The sequence below is a fragment of the Streptomyces sp. NPDC048483 genome (assembly GCF_040651455.1).
Lineage (GTDB): Bacteria > Actinomycetota > Actinomycetes > Streptomycetales > Streptomycetaceae > Streptomyces.
In genome coordinates this window covers 18,382-35,602 of record NZ_JBEZJZ010000087.1, presented here as the reverse complement: position 1 = coordinate 35,602, position 17,221 = coordinate 18,382, and the positions used below count along the sequence as shown (strand labels likewise).

Genomic DNA, 17,221 nt, shown 5'->3' with positions numbered 1-17,221 from the left:
GTCAACGTCCTGTGGGCCCTGTTGCGCGACGGACGGTGCTACGAACCCATACCTCCTGTCACGAACGCCGCTTGACAAAAAGATTAGGAATCGTAGTCGCTGTTGTCGCAGTCGCCGCAGTCCCACATGAACTCGCGCCAAAGGAGTTCCACGGGGTCGGTGTCCGCATCGGCGTAGCGGTCGCGGGCGAACGGTCCACCCGTGGCGCCGGGAAACGCCCGGTCGAGGACGGCCTGCAGGTGGGTCATGTCCGGGAAGTCAGGGAACTCGTCATGGTCGGTGGGCGCGCTGCTGCAGAGTGGGCCTTGGAGTGTGTCGGGGCCACCGAGGGCCAGGTCAGGGGTGAGCCACTGACCGCGGCCGCGGTCGGCACGGGCGATCACCGTTACCCATGTGCCGTGCGAGTGCAGGCCCCCACCCAGTGCGGGCCGTCGAAGTCCTTGTCGAAAACGCGGAAGATGGCCGGCTCCGGGCAGCGGCCGACGCGGTGCAGCACAAGCGCGTAGCGGCAGCGTGGGCACCAGGCGTGCGTCTTCGGGTTGTCCGGCTCGGGGGCGAGCAGCTGCTCGTCGGTACGCAGCAACCCCGTGACTTCCCGCCGACGGTCTTCTGGACGGCGCGGGCGCGGGCGCGTTGGGCGGCTGTGGACTGGTGCTTGGGCATCCGGTGCTCCGATGGGCGGGCCCACGCTCCGCCGGATCGAGGCACGACGGGATCGCACGGGCCTCGTAAGACCTTGGCCATGGCCGACCATGGCGGCGTGGGCGCAGCTTCTTGGTGCGGGGGCGGTCCAGGGCGGCGTCGTCGCCGAGCGCGAGCGCGGCACCACCTGGGAGCAGCTCGCCCGCGCCGCCGGCACCACCCGGCAGTCCGCCCACGAGCGCTGGTCCCCCAACGTGCAGACCTGGGCCCGCCTGGGCCGTGCCGCCCGAACAACCGGGCCGACCGCGGACATGGTCGCCTTCCTGGACGAGGCGTACGCACAGCTCGACCCCGACCGCGCCGCCGCGGTCTCCGCCGGCCTGGACGCCAACCGCCACCCCGGCTCCGCCGCGTCCGAGGATCCCGTACGCGCGACCGCCCGCGGCCGCGACGGAGGCCGCGCCGATGCTGCCGGTCCCCAGGCCCTCAACGGCGTTCCTACCCGCCCCGCAGCACCCCGATGATGGCCTGAGTATCCGTCAGATTCCCTTGTCACCAGTTCAACTAGGGTTACGGGACAAGAGGAGGAGAGTCATGAACCTGTCGTTCGAACCGCCGCCACTGTACGACCTGGGACCGGATCCGGACCTCGGCATGTGGCTAGCGGAGTTGGCCGGGGAGAACGACCGGATCGTCCACCTCGGGCCGGACGACGGCCGTAACCACGGGCAGCTGTGCTGGGATGTCCTGACGCCCACCGGGTTGCTCCCAAACCCCTGCAAGCGGCGCTGCAAACACCATCACAGCGGCCCACGAAACCCGCAGCAGATGGAGTCCGCCCTGCGCCTGCGGATCCCTCCGCACGAGGTATCACCCTGGACAGCCGCCACGCTCATTCGCAACCTCGTCTACACGAGCGGTGGGGACGGCCCGATGCGCCCCGTGGCCGACGCCATCGGCGAGGGGCTGGCGACGTTGCTCGGGCCGGACGCCGACTGGCGTGCCAACGGCTACGCCGCGTACCGAGAAGGCTGTCACGGCAATCGCAACTGGTCGCCGGTCACCGCAGCCACTTTCGACGCGGCCGTGGTCGGCATCGGCAACGGCCATGCCGTGGTCATCGTCGCCGACGGCGAGGACTGACCGCTCACGCGCAGCCAGCTCATCGCCGGCATGTCGCCTTGGTACAGGCCCATCCCCACACGAGGGACGAGATCCTGCCGGGAATCGAGCGGGAACAGACAGCAGCCCCCCAAGCGCTCCGGCTGGCGCCCACCGGCCGCTCACTCATCCGCTGAGCGGACAGCCCGGGAGAGACAGCCATGTCCGACCAGGCTCAATCCGCTCCGCGGAGCGCAACCACGTCCAATGCCAGGGAGTTAGGGATCGTGGCCGCCGTCGCGATGGTCGCCCATGAAGCGCTGATCACCGCCTGGCCGAGGCTGCACGGCCGCCGCGGCCGCTCCGCCCCCGCGCAGGTGTGCCGCCGCGGCCGACTCCTCCGCCACCGCCTCCTCTGGCAGACGCGTGGGCAGCGGGGTGTCTGCGAGGTCTGGAGGCGCCGAGGGTCTGCTTTCTATCGGGTCTTCCGCACGTGGGTGGTGTCGTCGCCGAGGAGGGAGCCGTCGGCGCTCGTCGGCGCGATTTCCGGCACAGGGGTGCCGTGCTGGTCGACAAGGGTGGAGTGGGTCTCGCCGGGAGCGAAGGCGTGACGTTCTCCCCACTGTCGCAGGGTGACGACGACGGGGAAGAGGTCGCGGCCGGCCTCTGTGAGCACGTACTCCTGGCGGCGGCCCGATGGTGCGGTGCGCTGGGCGAGGAGCCCGTGAGCGGTGAGCTTGCGGAGGCGATCGGTGAGGATGTTGCGGGCGATGCCGGTGCGTCGCTGGAACTCGGTGAACGATCGTGCCCCGTCCATCGCGTCGCGGATGACAAGAAGGCTCCACCTGTCGCCGACGAGGTCGAGCGTGCGGGCGACGGGGCAGTCGGGGTCGGTCCAGTCGGCGTTCGGGGCGCGCATGGTGGTGCGTGACATGACACCTCCAATGAGTTGCGGATGAAAACCATCATGCCGTACCGTCAAAACGGTTGCAATTTGCTACCGATTGGGGAGTGCGATGAACGTGTGGCGGCGGTTGCTGCTCGCGGTGGTTTGTGGTGTCGCTGTGGCGAGTATCTATGCCGCGCAGCCGGTTCTGGAGGTGATGGGACGCGACCTTGGCGTGCCGGCAGAACTCACTGGGTGGATCGTCGCGACCGGCCAATTCGGCTATCTGGCAGGGCTGCTGCTGCTGGTGCCGCTGGGCGATGTGGTCGTCGACAGACGCCGGCTCATCGCCGTGCACCTGGCGATCACCGCAGTGGGCATGATCCTGACGGCCTCGGCGTCAGCCGCATGGATGGCGTTCGTGGGGCTCACCGCGGCTGGGGTGTTCGCGGTCGTGGTGCAGACCACGGTGGCCTACGCCGCGTCAGTCTCGCCACCTGCCGAACGCGGGCGGAACATCGGTGTCGTGACTTCGGGCGTTGTGGTCGGCATCCTGGGCGCGCGGGTCGTCACCGGCACGCTCGCCGAGGTGTGGGGCTGGCGGAGCATCTATGCCGTGCTCGCGGTGCTGTCACTCGGGCTCGCGGCCCTCGTCCTCGCCGTACTGCCGTCAGAGGAGCGCCCCAGCCGACCTGCGGCGTACAGGCAGGCCGTCGCCTCGATCGGCGGACTGTTCGGGCAGCGTACCTTCCTGACGCGCGGGCTCATCGCGTTCTTCTTGTTCGCATCGTTCGGAACCCTGTGGAGCGGACTGTCCCTGCCACTGGCGGGCACGCCGTGGCATCTGAGCGAGAGCCAGATCGGACTGTTCGGTATCGTCGGGCTCGCCGGCGCACTCGGCGCGGCACGCGCGGGACGGTGGGCGGATGCAGGACGGGCGGCCCCGGTCAGCGGTCTCGCGCTCATTCTGCTCATCCTCTCGTGGGCAGCGATCGCGCAGCTGCCGTGGTCACTGTGGCTCCTCATCGTCGGAATCGTGGTTCTCGACTTCGCGGTCCAGGCCGTGCATGTGAGCAACCAGCACGTGCTCACCGCCGCGTATCCGGATCGCCTCAGCAGCGTCATCGGCAGCTACATGGTCTTCTACTCACTCGGCTCTGCCCTCGGCGCAGCCGCAACCACCGCCCTCTTCACCACCCACAGCTGGGCGGGCTCCAGTCTCCTCGGGGCCGGATTCGCGACCTGTGCGCTGGCCGTCTGGGCGACCGACAGGCGACTGCCCCCCGACAGCGTGAACCTCAGATCCGAGAAAGCAGGCACCCGCCAGGCGCGGGAGGAAACACAAAGGACTGAGCAAGCCGGACGAGTGGCGAATTGAACAGCCTCTCACGCACGACTGCACCGCCTCGGTGCGTCGCGGCGGTGCACCGTGCTTCCCCACCAGCGGCACGATTCGGTGCGGTGCACTGCCCCGCCCGATCGACCGGCTCCAGGACGCCGTGCCTGCCATGGAGACGGCTCGCCACCGCCTCCCGCCCAGATGCCGCCGCTCCGCATCCGCCGGCAGCTCCAGCAGCCGCCGCGCCTCGTCGTTGGCCAGCAGAATCCTGCCGTCGGCGCTGGTGATCAGCACGCCCTCCCGGACCGCGTGCAGCACCGCGTCGTGGTGCTCGTACATCCGCGTCATCTCCGCCGGGCCCAGGCCATGGGTCTGGCGCTGCAACCGCCGCGACACCAGCCCCATTCCGGTTGTGGCCAAGGCGGGCGCGGCCGCTCCGGTGCCGAAGATGATCGGCAGCTGCTGTTCGATCAGCCCGGTCACGTTCTGGACCGTGAGCCCGGCGGACACCAGGCCCACGACCGAGCCGTCGGCACGGGTCACCGGGAGACCACCGCCTGGACGACCTGCGTCTCCCCCCCCCGCCTGACGGGCCCCGTGGCGGTCTCGGCGGTGGTGCGGCCGACCAGCGACGGCTCGAGGGTACCGATGAACTTCTTCCCGATCCGGGCGGGATCGGGGTGCGTAATGCGGATCCCCTTCGTGTCCATGACGACGATGAAGTCGACGTCCGCTGTCTTCCGCGCTGCTTCGGCGCGCGGCTGCAGCACTATCGAGGATCCCGACCTCGCACACCTCGACACCCAGCCCTTCCGGGGCAGCCTGCAGCTCCACCAGCGACTCGGCCAGTGACATCAGCGGGTGCCGCAGGCTGACCCCGGTCTCCGCCGTGGGCGGCGACGCGGGCGAGGTCGCGGCATTGTCCTGACGCGCCAGGCCCTGCTCAACCTCCACGGAGCTGCTGTGGGCCAAGCCCTTCTGGCGGATACTCATCCGCATGACCGGTCTTCCCTGCCTTCTCCGGGATCTGGTCGACGAGCGCCGACAGATGTGCGGGCAGCGCTGTCCGCGTCAGCGTGCCTGTCCTGTTGGTGATCGCAGCGGGCTGTGTGCGGCCAGTGCACGAACGTCCCGTCCGTGCACTCCACCAGCAGCTGCCTGCCGTGTGCGAGAACGCCGCGCGGCCGGAGCCCGGTCAGGCTCGCGGTCGTGTACGCGGCACTCAAACTGCCCAAGTCATGGACGGTGCCGATGCTGAACAGGGACTGGGTCTCGGCGATGGCTTCGTGGTCGCCCGCCCGGATGACGACGCGCAGGTCGGGAGCGACCGCCCGTGCGGCCACGGAGACCGCGATGTTGTCCAGATCGTCGGAGGCTACGGCGGCCATGGCCTGAGCCGTGTGGAGGCTGAGCTTGCGCAGCACGAACCTGTCGGTGGCATCGGCGATGACGACGGGCACGCCGAGCGCTCTGGCCAGCCGGAGGTGGGGGGCCGCCGGGTCGCGTTCCACCGCGATCACGCCGATGCCGAGGTCCTGCAGCCGGGTGCACAGCCGCAGCCCCACCTGGCCGAGCCCGACGACCACCACGTGGCCGGCCCGGGGAAGCGCCCGGGGGCCTACCACGCCGATCGAGCGCGGGGCCAGAAGACGGTCGACCACACCGGCGGTGAAAACGGCGGTGAACACGATGGTGACGAGCATCGCGAGGCTGGCGAACACCAGGTAGGAGTTCGAGCCGTGCGCGGATGCGGGGCCGACGGTCGACACCGTTCGCACCGCCTCGAAGAGGGCTTCCACTGGCGGGCGATGATTGAGGGTCACGGACCAGATCCAGTCCGCCAGAAGCACCACGAGCAGCCCGGCGAGGCCGGTCAGCATGATCCGTGAGCTGCCGTCGTGCGGCCGCAGCTGCCCCCTGATCTTCCCCAGCCGGGCCCGGTACCTCAGCGACCGGGGTGGCCGATACGGTTCGAGGCTCACCCTGCCCCCCTCCCAGCGGGCGCCGACGTGACCCGAGGGCGTCCGGATGAGGGCCAACAGGTCGGGCTGAAGGCAGGCGGCCAGCAGGGCGGGAGCGGCGACCTCGGCCGGTGAGGTGACCTGGCAGTTCGGGACCACGCACATGAGTTGCTCGGCGACCGTCCGGTCGAAGACCGTCACCACCAGCGTGACGCCCGGACGGATGTGCTCGACCGCGAGCGCATAGCGCAGGGACTCAACGTCGTCGTCGAGCAGGATCGCGACCCCGGCCACCTCCCGGTCCAGCGCCCGACGCAGATCTTCGTCCGTGGGTTGCGCCAGGTGGCACACGAGGTGTCCCGCCGATCGCAAGGAACCACAGACCCTGCGTGCCACGTCGCTGCCGATCACGACGAAGTACCGCTCCGACGCTCCGCCCCTGGAGAGCGCAGCACCGAACGCGTTCGGCGAGGGCTTTTCGATGGAGACACCGTCACGGGAATGCTCCGAGATCACAGTGCAGTCATCAGAACGGTAGGGGTCGCAGTCCAGACAGCGGAGGGTCTGACAGCCACCGCAGCTGATGAGCAATCGGCCGCAGTGGCACCCGGGGTCGCTCGGATCAGCGGACTGGCCACCCACGACCGGCTGGCGGCGGATGATGCCGGTAAACGGGACGGGCTGCCCGCCTGCAGTACTCACTGGTTCTACTCCCATCGGATGGCGGCGCGGCACTCCGGCCCACGACCGGGTCCGCCTCAGTTCGCCGACGCCCGGGGCACGTTCCTCATCCGCGCACAGGCGCCGCGGGAAACGTGGGGCAGACTGCATGCCCCACGGCAGAGCACGTTGCGCCCGCTCCCCCTGTACGCCGACACACACGAGTCGTCCGGGCCGAACGGCCGAGGCACGCCTGCGCAGACAGCTCCCACGTAGCAGAAGCGCAACGTCTCAGGCGGACACGAAGCACCGCATGCCTGCGAGTCGAGCAGCCCAGATAATCCGCCCGATTGGGGCGAAGGGTGCACATGCGGCCGCCCACCGTGTCGCACTGGCAGTCGTCCGGACCACCGGACTCGCTGGTTGCGGGACGCCAAGAGCGGCACGAGAGCCAGGACCCACCGGCCCGAGGAGGGCCAACCTGGTCGGCGAGGAACGCCGGGGGTCGCCCAGCGCGAAATCTCGCGTATGCCGAAGGTAGGAGCAGCGCCTCTCCCGCACCATGGACAGGCGCCACGCTCTCGACGCCCTTGATTCAGACAAATGCTCAACCGCCGCGGCGGACACTGGGACTGTCGGCGAAATCGACCACATCGCCCTGCGGACAGGCGGGAACGGTCAAATCTCCGGGCAGGCACGCGCCGCCGTGGTTAAGGGCCGGGCAGCGGTACCTGCATCCAGAGCGCCAACCACCGTGCTGACCTATGCCGGCCGGAAGCGCAGCAGAACCATGATCAGCCTGCCGCAGCCCTCATGTGAGCGCGCAGCTGCACAGCGCGCGACACCCTCTTGCAGGCCCTGGCAGCCCGAGGTTCCCCCTTCGCCGCGTCGGCTCGAATCACGCCCCCCACTCCCAGGAGTCCACCCGCTTCCCCAGTGGACACGCAAACTTCGGCCTCGCACATGGCGTCGGCGGGCCCTACTGCCCTTCCTCTTCCGGTTGGCGGCCTGGTCCCCCTTCTCCGGGATGACTGCCTTGATGCGGCGCTTGCGAAGGTACGGAACTTGATTGGGTGATGTCGGTTGCGTTCGTCTGACGGTGGCTGGTGGCTCCCGTAGCCGTGTCGGTCGGGGGAGCGGCGATTGCGGACCCCCGGAGAGCTGACCGGGGCAGGCCGGATGGACCGCCCAGCGTTCGCCGCTAACTGAAGTTTCAGTCAATATGGGTGAGGGAGCGACGCAAGAAGGGCAATCTAAGGTGGGTAACCGTGGGTGACCGTAAAACAGCGATCATGGAGGCGGCCGCACGGGTCATCGCCCGGCGCGGGGTTCGCGGACTGCGCGTCGAGGAGCTGGCCGCCGAGGCCAGCGTGTCCACCGCGCTCATCTATTACCACTTCAAGGACCGAGCCGGCATCCTGCGCCGGACCTTGGAGTTCATCAACGATCGCGCCGGGAGTTACACCACCGTCCGCGACGCGGACGCCGCCCCTCTCGATCCCCGGCAGGAACTGGAACAGACCCTGCTCCTGGAGCTCCAGGACGACGAGGCCGTCCGGGAGAACAGCATTGCGTGGGGGGAGCTGCGCGCCAGCGCCATCTTCGAACCCCACCTGCGGGAGGACCTGGCCAAGGCCACGCTGATCTGGGTCCAGGAGATCGCCGAGCTGCTCGGCCGGATGCGTCCCATGGCCACCGCCTCCGGCTTGGCCGTCGCCGCCGAGCGGCTGACGGGACTGGTCGAAGGGCTCAGCATGCGTTGGCTCAGCGGCATCCTGCCTCTGGACAACGCCCGCGAACTGGTACTGGACGCCATCGATGCGGAGTTGGAGCGGCTGGGGCGTCGGTAGGAGCGGTCACTTCCGTTGCCTTGGGCGCCAGCCCCCTCGCACCCGGGTGATCACCGTGTGCCCGTGCCAACTCGACGAGCCGAGCCGCTGGAAGCAACCCGCCGGGTGATGGTCATGCGCGGGTCCGGGGGCTGCGTGCGGAAGACGTCGCCGCCGAGCCGGGCGTCTCCACACCCCTGCTCCCCTGCCACTTCCACGATCGTACGGGCCTGGTCCACCGGCGCGTTGAGTACGTCGACGACCGGGCCGAAAACTGTGCGGGCGCCTCGGAAGGCGCCCGCACCCCAGCCCTCGATGTGCCGCTTCGCTCGGACTGCGGGGGCACAGGCGGGCAGGTTGACTGAAAATTCAGTCAGTGCCATAGTCGGGAGCCCGGTGCTGCGGGGCCTCTCATACGCCCGGACTCACGCACTGCGGCCCTGCCTCGACGGCATTGAGGGGCGTATGCGTAGACGGTGTGGCCGCACGTGATCCCGCCGCACACGCCGCCGGCGCAATCGTCTCCGGACGTCGGCGACGGAACTGCCTTGTCCTCCGGTCCGGTCGGGCCTTGCGGCCAACAACCACCCGCCATCACGGATTCGATGTGGAGCCCCCATGAATGACCTCCCCGTAGGCAAGTGGCTGCTCGATACCTTCCTCGGTCCGCGTCCGTCGCAAGGTTCCTTGCCCGATGGCGCGGGAGGTCTCGGTTGGCGCGTGCCGGCCGACGACGTTCCGCATACGCGGACCTGGATGTCATGGCCGTCGCGAAGATCCGTCTGGGGCCGCCACCTGGCAGGCGTCCAGCAGGACATCGCCGTTATCGCCCGCACTGTTGCGGCATACGAGCCCGTGATCATGTGCGCGCCGGACGCACCCACCGCCGAGGCCGTCAGGGTCGCTTGCGGCCCCGACGTCACCGTCATCGATGCGATCCCCACGGACGACCTCTGGATGCGCGACACCTGCGCCGTCTTCCGGCGCGACGGCCGCGGGAACCTCGATGCCATCGGCCTCAACTTCAATGGGTGGGGACGCAAACAGGCGCATGACGACGACGCCGAAGTGGCCCGGTCCATCGCCGAATGGAACGGAACCGCTTTCAGCGAGGCTGATGTTGTCGGGGAAGGCGGCTCCATCGAGACGGACGGCGACGGCACGGTGATGGCCACCGAAAGCAGCCTGGTGAACAAAAACCGTAATCGCGGGATGAGCCGGGACGATATCGAAAAGGCCGTCCTGGCGGCATACGGTGCCGAGAAGATGATCTGGGTTCCTGGTGTGCATGGTCGGGACATCACCGACAATCACATCGACGTCACCTCGCGCTTCATCAGCCCCGGCGTCGTCATGGTGCAGGTTCCTCCAGGTGACCGGAACGACGTCTGGGCCAAGGACGCACGCGAGCAGTTCGCCATCCTGTCCGCTGCGACCGACGCGAGGGGACGGCGCCTCCAGGTGATCCGCGTGGACGGACCGGGTACCGTACGGTCGCGCAGCTCGACGTTTGTGGATTCGTATCTCAACTTCCATCTCGTCAACGGCGGCGTGATCACGGCACAGTTCGGCGACGCGAGAGCGGACACCGCGGCCCGCCGGGCCCTGGCTGAAGCGTTTCCCGGGCGCGCGGTCGTCCAACTGGATGTCGACCGCCTCATGGCCGGCGGTGGCGGAATTCACTGCTCCACCATGCACCAACCCATTCCGTAGCCCGCCACACAGCCGCACAGTCACACAGTCGCACCTGTTCGAATTCGCAAAAACCATCGGATACCTTCATCCTCAGGAGCCACAATTCAGGATCCGTTATCCCTGAATACGGCTCGTCAGCTGAATGCCGGAGTTCTCTGTGTCCCATCCCCTCATGTCCCGCCGCAACGCCCTGCGCTCTTTCGCCGGCATCGGCGCCCTCGCCCTCGGAGCGACGGCCTGCGGTCCGAGCGACACCCCGAGCACATCCGCCTCCTCCTCTGCCTCGGCGACGGGCCGACGGTTCGGTGCCGAGTGGGACAGCCACACCCGCACCTTCATGTCCTGGCCGGCCCTGGAGTCCGTCTGGGGTGAGCAGCTGCCGTCCGTCCGGGAGGACATCGCGGACGTGGCCCGCGCGATCGCGGAATACGAGGCCGTGGTACTGATGGCCCGTCCCGAACAGCAGGCCGCGGCCCAGCAGGCGTGCGGCTCCCAGGTCGAGGTGATCCCCTTCATGGTGGACGACCTGTGGGCACGCGACACCGTGCCCGTGTTCGTCGAGGACTCCGGCGGCATCCTGGGCGTCGACCTCAACTTCAGCGGCTGGGGGAACAAGCAGGAGCATCGCAACGACGCCCAGGTCGGCCGCGCCCTCCTCACGAAGTACGACATCCCGCGCGCCAAGGCCCCGCTGGTCGCGGAAGGCGGCTCCTTCGAGACGGACGGCGAGGGCACCCTGCTGATCACCGAGAGTTCGGTGGTCAACAAGAACCGCAACCCGGGCAAGAGCCGCGACCATGTCGAGGCCGAAATCAAGAGCAGTCTCGGCGTCAAGAAGGTGATCTGGCTGGCCGGAGTGCGTGGCAAGGACATCACCGACGCGCATGTCGACAGCATCGCCCGATTCACCGCACCAGGTGTCGTCCTCGTGGACCGCGCCTTTCCCGACAGCCCTCCGGACGTCTGGTCACGTGCGGCAGACCAGGCCAGGTCCGTCCTCAAGGACGCGACGGACGCCCGCGGCAAGTACCTGGAGGTCATCGACCTGCCCCAGCCCGACCTCGACAAGATCACCGGCCGGGGCGACGCCTTCGTCTCCACCTACGCGAACTTCTACGTCGCCAACGGCGCGGTCTTCATGCCCCGCTTCGGTGACGCCAAGGCCGACGATCACGCGAAGGGCATCCTGCAGGACCATTTCCCCCAACGCGACATCGTGCAGGTGAAGATCGACACCATCGCCTCGGGTGGCGGCGGCATCCACTGCTCAACCCACGACCAGCCAGGCAAACCGGCCAAATAGCGAGCCCGATCGCGACACAGCGTTTCCCTGCCCATAGGCCAAAACGACGACGCCGCAAATGGCCTCATCCCGGGCCGGCTTCGTCCCACCTCAAGCGGAGGCTTTCGGGGAGATCTCCTGCCCGGCTCCACCATCGAAAGGCGCAACATGGTCGCCGCCGGGCCCGGTGTTCCACAAGTGATCAAGCAGTGCCGCGAAGTTAAGGACTACGTGACCGTGTCTACGGCTGTTGAAGGTGCGATCCGGTGGATGCCGGGACTGTAAGACACGTTCGTGTGTTTGACAGACCCCGCACCCACGTCCAGCACATCCTGACCGCGATGGCCTGCAACCTCACCCACGTCGCCGACTGGATCGCCCCACCCCAGACACCCCGCCGCCGAACAACCGCCCTCCACGCACTCTGCACGACCACCGCTTGCCCCCAAGAAGATCGCCAACAGAGTCGTGGCAGTGCCTCTAGGGCAGCACAGACGCCGACCAGAACGAGACGGCGATGCCCAGAGCGCGCACCGGGCATGCCATGGGCAGCAGCGACCGCCTCGTCGAACGAGGTGAACAGCAGCGGTCTGGCAGCAGCATCACGGCCGCGCAGATCCAGCCGGCAAGGAGCGTCACCCTAGCTGACGCGCCGTGATAAAAGTCAGCATCGGGTCAGCATCAGTCCTGCCAGACCCGGTTTCACCCTGCCGAACGTACACATGCCCCGAGGGCCACGATTACGGGCTCTGACCTGCATGTTGGCCGCTCCATCAGCGGAAACCGTGGAGTCGCTCCTCCACGGGCATGCAGATGTAGTCCATGTCCTCGCGAATTCCCTAATGAGGAATTGCGAGAATTACGACATTCCCCTCACCTCCGAGGAACGGTATCAACTACCCCCACGCTGAGCCCTATCGGGAAGTCGATGGCCTCACCAACATCCCAAATCGACATACTGCGGAAATAAAGATCGCGCCGATAAGTCAGCAAAAAAACAGCATCGTCCCCGTGATCTTGGCAGCTGACACGCAGTGCCGCAGTGGCCAAATCTTCGCCGGGCTGGGCCCCAGCACGGCAGGGCGTCAGCCAGGCCGCGGCCGACCCCGGATCATGATCGCTTCCCATGCGCCCTGAAGCGCGTCTAAGGACCGGGAGATCACGCCACGGAGCTCCCGTCCGAAGCCGCCAGAGCACGGCGTTGACCACGCCATGGACGGCCACGCCCGTCCACTCGCGGAAGCAGCTACCTATTCGCTCCCACGCCGCGTTCGTCAACTCACCTCGACCTGCCACAAGGTCAATTTATGGCTCAGAACATCGAGGCCACCGCGCCGTGGGTGAGGTCAAAGGCCTTGCCTTGGCCCTGCCTTGATCAGCTGAGGGATGCGGGCAGCCGCGGCGCCGAGGCCCGAGGGGCCGGTGGGGAGGACGAACCGGTGCGCGGCGGCGGGGGCGGGTGCCGTCGAAGTGCCGGGGTCATGCTGCCACCACCAGGCGACCGAGGGGATGGGCAGTGGCTCGGGAGAGTTGTCACGGGGCGTGTCGCGCCAGCCGCCTGGGCGGAACGCACGGCGGCCGCCGCGGCCGTCGAGATAGACGTAACGGTCAGTCCCGAGTGACCAGTCGAGCACGCCGCGGATGTACTGCGCGAGCCCGGCAACGTACGCAGTGAGCTCCGGCAGTTCGGCGGTGAGCCGGGCACGCAGTCTCAGGAACAGCGTCATGATCCGGTCCCACATGGTGATCGCCCGCTCGACCGCCTCGTCCTCGCCGCAGCCGAACTCCTGCCGGACCGCATCGATGAGGTTGAACCCGTCCCCGGTCCGCTCGGTCTCCTTGCCGTGGGAGATGACGTCGGTCTCCCAGTCGACGAGCGTCGCGGCGACCTCGGTGATGGCCCGGACCCGCCGGTCGTCGGCCAGATGGGGCGGCGGTGGGCAGCCGTTGCACACCGCGACCAGCTCGGCGAAGACGATCGAACCGCCGCTGTAGAGGCGCACCAGCGTGTAGTCGTCCAGGCCGGGGCGCTGCCCGCGGGCCACGAACCCGGCCTTGCGGACCTCGGTGAGGAGGTAGCCGCGCATGGCTTCGACGAACCGCGCGCCGTGTACGGGAGACGACGCGGCGTCGAGGCGACTGCGCAGGTCCCGCAGGGCGATCCCGTACCGGTCGTCGGCGTACACCGGGGTCTCCGGGACCTCCGCGCAGCGCAGGATCCGCACGGCGGCGTCGGCCAGTTCGCCCGGACGCTCCCCGAGGGGGCCCTCGTCGCAGTACTCGTCGTCGAAGGCGAAGGCCCACAGGGTGTAGTCGGAGAAGATCTGCAGCAGGTCCGCGCGGGCGGACGGGGACATCCGGCCCGCGAGCTGCCCGCACCCGGTCTGCGCCATGCGGGTGCGCTCGCCGTCGTCGGTGCACAGCTGGTGCTCGTGCATCCACGCGAGGGACCGGGCGTCCGCCGCTGCCGCGAGCGGGTGGAGGGCTGGCGGGAACGGGCAGTAGAACGCGGGCAGTTGGCGCACCTCGGCACCGGTCCCGCCCGCGTGGTCACCGGACGGCCCGCTCGTGCCGGCCGCATGGCGCGCGTCGGCGGCGTTGAGGGCGAGCAGCGCGTGCACATCCGCCAGGACCGGGAAGTCGTACGGCAGCGGCCGCGGACCGGCCTGGTCGGGGATCGACGTGAACCCGCTGTGATCGTGCTGTTGGCCAAGGAGCCAGCGGGCCGCGCGGTCGGCGACCGGCTGGGGGCCGTGGCGGACGACGACCGGGACGGCCTGCGCGGTGGACAGCACATCACTGTCCGCGCCGGGCCCCTGCCCCCAACCGCCGTCCCCGTTCTGGGTGGTGCACAAGCGCTGCACGCTCGTGCGGATCGCCTGCTCGACCCGCCCTCCGGGCTCGGGCACGCGGGACAGGGCATCGAGGACCCGGTTGATCACGCTGGACTCGCTCAGCGACCAGCCTCGCTCGTACGTCCCGTCGCCCTGCCCGTGGTCGAGCAGATAGCGCACCGAGGCGTCGAGCAGCTCGGCGTGCTGGGTCCAGTGCGGGCTCAGGGCGATGACGGCGCCCGCGGTCATGTCGACGTCCGCCGGATTTCCCCGTACGTACGTGGGGAAACCGCCGTCCGGCCCGGCCATCCCGACCAGATAACTCTCCGCACGCCGGAGCACCCCCTGGTAGCGCCCGGGGTCCACCGCGCGCAGGAACTCCATGCAGCGGCTGGTGTCGTCCACGTCGGTCTGGGAGGTCTCGGAGCAGTACCCCCAACCGCCGTCGGCCCACTGCCGTTCGGCCACCCAGTCGGCCATGCGGCCCACGAGCTCCGGCGCCTGCCCGGCCGCCGAGAGTGCGGTGCCCGCCATCGCGGTGTTGAAGACGTCCTGCGAGGTGACGAACTGCACCCCGCCGTCGGCGCGGCGGGCGCCGGCCACCGCCGTCGCCCCGCTGGCCATGAGCGGGCCATGGGCCTGGAAGGTGTGCAGGGCGTGCAGCGCGATCAGATGCGCGAGGACGTTGCCCTGCCAGACCCGGGCGGGTGGCGCGGCGGCGAGCCTGCTCACCAGGAACGCCTGATCAACCAGGTTGGTCCGGCCGTGGGCATGGTCGTGCAGGATGTTGCTCGCACACAGCGACAGCTCGGTCCAGACCGCCTGCCCTCGGTACTCGACGCCGGGCTCGTCGTCGAAGGGGACCAGGCCGAACAGCGCGAACGCCGTCCGCAGCAGCCTCTGTTTGCGCTCCCCGGTGCCGTGCTCAAAGGCCGTACAGAAGGATTTTGCCCGGCGCACGTCCGGCCGCCCGAGCGCCGCCTCGCGCAGAATCCGGCTGCCTTCGTCATCGGGCCGCGCCTGCCGCAGATACGCGATCACTTCATCCCGTACGGCTGGCAACGATGGCTCCGCCCGCAGTAGTTCCACCAGCAGCGCCGACTCTGGGACTCGGCTTGCGCACGCATCCTCGATGGCACCATCGGCCCGCACCCGCTCGGCAAGGCGCCCCGCAAGTCGACCGCGATTCCCCTCGGACATGCCTGCCACCGTCCCCCCACGACAAGGCCATCAGGACCATCACTCGCCCGCAGACAAAGCGTAATGACACGGGCGCACTGCGTGTCCACCCCTCTTTTCATCCCTTCACTCCATGGGATGAGCAACCCGGCCGGTCGCCTCCAAGCCACAAAGGGGCCCAGAATGCGCGGCGGAGTGAGCCCGCTTCGCTGCCGGGCGGGAGGGATCCGGCAACCACCTCATGATCCACAGGTCTTGACTATTACTCCTCGGCATCCTCGTTCCTCATCGGTGGCGTAGACGGTGGCCACCGTCTACCGCGTCTCGCCGATGCGGGTGCCGCCGATGTCACGACCTGAACATCATGCAGAGCTGCCTCGCCCCAGGTGCAGAGATTCGGAGTCCGGGTCCGATAGCCGTTGAACCAACGTTTCAACAAGGCCGGTTCAGGGGCTACCAGAGAACGGGCAGTTCGGTCATGCGTTGGAGGATGGTGCCCGGCTGGAAACCGCTCTGCGCCGTGCGGCCGGCCAGCCTCAGGTCGGGGAAGCGGGTGAGCAGGGTTTGGAAGGCGATCTCCATCTCAGCGCGGGCGAGTTGCTGGCCGAGGCACTGATGGGGGCCGAAGCCGAAAGCGAGATGGCGGGGTGTGGCCTGCTTCCACTCCAAGGTGTCCGGTCGAGCGAAGACCTCAGGGTCGCGATTGGCGAGCGAGAGGGAGACGATGATCCCGTCACCGGCCCGGATCGTCTGGCCGCCCCTCTCGATGTCCTGTGTCGCCACTCGCATGACGATGTCGAAGACGGACACCAGCCGCAGCAGTTCCTCGACCGCGGCAGGCAGCGCCCTCTCCTTGGCCTGCAGCTCGGCCAGCCGCTCGGGGTGTTCGAGCAGGGTGTGGATGCCGATTGCGATCATATTGGCTGTCGTCTCATGGCCGGCGGTCAGCAGGATCACGGCGATCCGTACGAGTGTAAAGCGGTCGAGTCCGCCCTCGGTGGACTGATGTCCCACCAGGTCGTCCAGCAGGCCCTCGCCCCGGTGGGCTTCCTTTTGGTCAACCAGGCCGCCGAGATACTCCATGAGCTCGCGGCGTGCCTCCAAGGCCTGGGCCGGATCCCCGGTGAACAGCAGGTGCAGCCGGGTCTCGAAGAACACGTGGTCGTCGTAGGGGACTCCCAGCAGCAGGCCCGCCGCCTTGGACGAAAGCGGCGCGGCGAAGGCGGATACCAGATCCGCAGGCGGCCCCTGTGCTTCCACAGCGTCCAGCAGGTCGTCGGCGATCCGCTGGATCTGCGGGCGCAGGGCGGTGACGCGTTTGGCGCTGAAGCTGGGGACCAGCATGCGCCGTTGACTGGTGTGCTCGGGATGGTCCACGCCCAGCAGCGGGGTGCGGACGTGCCTGAGTGCCTCGAAACGCGCACCGGGAGACGGGAAGGCAGGATGCTGCCGGTCGGCCGAAAGCCGCGGGTCGACGAGCAGCTGGCGCGCCTCGGCCTGACCGGTCACCAGCCAGACCTCACGCCCGTCGTAGAGCCGCACACGCGACAGCGGCCCATGCCCGACCAAAGGGCGGTAACCGACAGGCGGCTGATACGGGCACGTGCGGTCCTGTGGAAAGGAAGGGACTTCGGGCACTGATGGCCTCCCGTGAATGAGCTGCTTCCGCGGGCACAAGGGGCGGGCGGAGACCGGAATGCGGACAGACCCGTGCTCCCGGTCCTGCCGTCCGCCGACGTCCAGACCAGCCAGAACGTCTGCGAAGAGATACCCGTCGCCGGTGTGACTGATTCCCGATGATGGTGGTCAAACA

12 protein-coding genes and 3 pseudogenes are annotated in these 17,221 nt (G+C 68.6%); 6 read left to right on the top strand and 9 right to left on the bottom strand.

Going from position 1 to position 17,221, the window contains the following annotated elements; translation table 11 throughout:
- Window positions 1-83: 83 nt before the first annotated feature.
- Both AB0D04_RS31970 and AB0D04_RS31965 read right to left on the bottom strand, forming a co-directional pair.
- Complete coding sequence (locus AB0D04_RS31970; protein ID WP_362710415.1) at window positions 84-248, bottom strand: hypothetical protein; 165 nt, start codon at window positions 246-248, stop codon at window positions 84-86.
- A 137-nt stretch (window positions 249-385) separates the two neighbouring features.
- Window positions 386-583, bottom strand: a complete 198-nt coding sequence (locus AB0D04_RS31965) for a hypothetical protein (RefSeq protein WP_362710412.1) — start codon at window positions 581-583, stop codon at window positions 386-388.
- A gap of 169 nt (window positions 584-752) precedes the next feature.
- On the opposite strand from AB0D04_RS31965, the gene AB0D04_RS31960 reads away from it, so the two are divergent.
- Complete coding sequence (locus AB0D04_RS31960; protein ID WP_362710409.1) at window positions 753-1,166, top strand: hypothetical protein; 414 nt, start codon at window positions 753-755, stop codon at window positions 1,164-1,166.
- 70 nt (window positions 1,167-1,236) lie between these two features.
- Window positions 1,237-1,785, top strand: a complete 549-nt coding sequence (locus tag AB0D04_RS31955; protein WP_362710406.1) for a hypothetical protein — start codon at window positions 1,237-1,239, stop codon at window positions 1,783-1,785.
- Window positions 1,786-2,218: 433 nt separating this feature from the next.
- Here the strand turns inward: AB0D04_RS31955 and AB0D04_RS31950 are convergent, their stop codons facing one another.
- Window positions 2,219-2,677 carry a helix-turn-helix domain-containing protein gene (locus tag AB0D04_RS31950; RefSeq protein WP_362710403.1) on the bottom strand — a complete coding sequence of 153 codons (459 nt, stop codon included), beginning with the start codon at window positions 2,675-2,677 and terminating at the stop codon, window positions 2,219-2,221.
- Window positions 2,678-2,759: 82 nt separating this feature from the next.
- Here AB0D04_RS31950 and AB0D04_RS31945 point away from each other — a divergent pair, with 82 nt between their 5' ends.
- The gene (locus AB0D04_RS31945) at window positions 2,760-4,007 is read left to right on the top strand and encodes an MFS transporter (RefSeq protein ID WP_362710400.1); all 1,248 of its coding nucleotides are present in this window, start codon (window positions 2,760-2,762) and stop codon (window positions 4,005-4,007) included.
- Window positions 4,008-4,163: 156 nt separating this feature from the next.
- Here AB0D04_RS31945 and AB0D04_RS31940 read toward each other — a convergent pair.
- The 3 genes and pseudogenes from AB0D04_RS31940 to AB0D04_RS31930 all read right to left on the bottom strand — a co-directional run.
- A pseudogene (locus AB0D04_RS31940) lies at window positions 4,164-4,761 on the bottom strand (PAS domain-containing protein); the annotation flags it as partial.
- Window positions 4,762-4,957: 196 nt separating this feature from the next.
- Window positions 4,958-6,280, bottom strand: coding sequence for an NAD-binding protein (locus tag AB0D04_RS31935; RefSeq protein ID WP_362710397.1), 1,323 nt, complete (start codon window positions 6,278-6,280; stop codon window positions 4,958-4,960).
- Window positions 6,281-7,567: 1,287 nt separating this feature from the next.
- Window positions 7,568-7,711, bottom strand: a pseudogene (locus AB0D04_RS31930) (IS5/IS1182 family transposase); the annotation flags it as partial.
- A 170-nt stretch (window positions 7,712-7,881) separates the two neighbouring features.
- Here AB0D04_RS31930 and AB0D04_RS31925 point away from each other — a divergent pair.
- The 3 genes from AB0D04_RS31925 to AB0D04_RS31915 all read left to right on the top strand — a co-directional run bounded on the left by AB0D04_RS31925 (window position 7,882) and on the right by AB0D04_RS31915 (window position 11,416).
- Window positions 7,882-8,439: a TetR/AcrR family transcriptional regulator gene (locus tag AB0D04_RS31925; RefSeq protein ID WP_362710422.1), complete on the top strand. Its 558-nt coding sequence runs from the start codon at window positions 7,882-7,884 to the stop codon at window positions 8,437-8,439.
- A 597-nt stretch (window positions 8,440-9,036) separates the two neighbouring features.
- Window positions 9,037-10,131: an agmatine deiminase family protein gene (locus AB0D04_RS31920; RefSeq protein ID WP_362710394.1), complete on the top strand. Its 1,095-nt coding sequence runs from the start codon at window positions 9,037-9,039 to the stop codon at window positions 10,129-10,131.
- Between the two features lie 154 nt (window positions 10,132-10,285).
- On the top strand, window positions 10,286-11,416 hold the full coding sequence (locus AB0D04_RS31915; RefSeq protein WP_362710391.1) for an agmatine deiminase family protein: 1,131 nt from the start codon (window positions 10,286-10,288) through the stop codon (window positions 11,414-11,416).
- Window positions 11,417-12,547: 1,131 nt separating this feature from the next.
- Here the strand turns inward: AB0D04_RS31915 and AB0D04_RS31910 are convergent.
- The 3 genes and pseudogenes from AB0D04_RS31910 to AB0D04_RS31900 form a co-directional block, all read right to left on the bottom strand.
- Window positions 12,548-12,691: pseudogene (locus tag AB0D04_RS31910) on the bottom strand (transposase); the annotation flags it as partial.
- Between the two features lie 50 nt (window positions 12,692-12,741).
- Window positions 12,742-15,429 (bottom strand): prenyltransferase/squalene oxidase repeat-containing protein, encoded by a 2,688-nt coding sequence (locus AB0D04_RS31905; RefSeq protein ID WP_362710388.1) that lies wholly within the window; start codon window positions 15,427-15,429, stop codon window positions 12,742-12,744.
- A 432-nt stretch (window positions 15,430-15,861) separates the two neighbouring features.
- On the bottom strand, window positions 15,862-16,950 hold the full coding sequence (locus AB0D04_RS31900) for a cytochrome P450 (protein ID WP_362710385.1): 1,089 nt from the start codon (window positions 16,948-16,950) through the stop codon (window positions 15,862-15,864).
- Window positions 16,951-17,221: the final 271 nt, after the last annotated feature.

Excerpts from the sequence above, each read along its gene's own strand:
- AB0D04_RS31970 (WP_362710415.1), bottom strand. The coding sequence starts at position 248 with ATGACCCACCTGCAGGCCGTCCTCGACCGGGCGTTTCCCGGCGCCACG.
- AB0D04_RS31960 (WP_362710409.1), top strand. The coding sequence starts at position 753 with ATGGCGGCGTGGGCGCAGCTTCTTGGTGCGGGGGCGGTCCAGGGCGGC.
- AB0D04_RS31955 (WP_362710406.1), top strand. The coding sequence starts at position 1,237 with ATGAACCTGTCGTTCGAACCGCCGCCACTGTACGACCTGGGACCGGAT.
- AB0D04_RS31950 (WP_362710403.1), bottom strand. The coding sequence starts at position 2,677 with ATGTCACGCACCACCATGCGCGCCCCGAACGCCGACTGGACCGACCCC.
- AB0D04_RS31945 (WP_362710400.1), top strand. The coding sequence starts at position 2,760 with ATGAACGTGTGGCGGCGGTTGCTGCTCGCGGTGGTTTGTGGTGTCGCT.
- AB0D04_RS31925 (WP_362710422.1), top strand. The coding sequence starts at position 7,882 with ATGGAGGCGGCCGCACGGGTCATCGCCCGGCGCGGGGTTCGCGGACTG.
- AB0D04_RS31920 (WP_362710394.1), top strand. The coding sequence starts at position 9,037 with ATGAATGACCTCCCCGTAGGCAAGTGGCTGCTCGATACCTTCCTCGGT.
- AB0D04_RS31915 (WP_362710391.1), top strand. The coding sequence starts at position 10,286 with ATGTCCCGCCGCAACGCCCTGCGCTCTTTCGCCGGCATCGGCGCCCTC.
- AB0D04_RS31905 (WP_362710388.1), bottom strand. The coding sequence starts at position 15,429 with ATGTCCGAGGGGAATCGCGGTCGACTTGCGGGGCGCCTTGCCGAGCGG.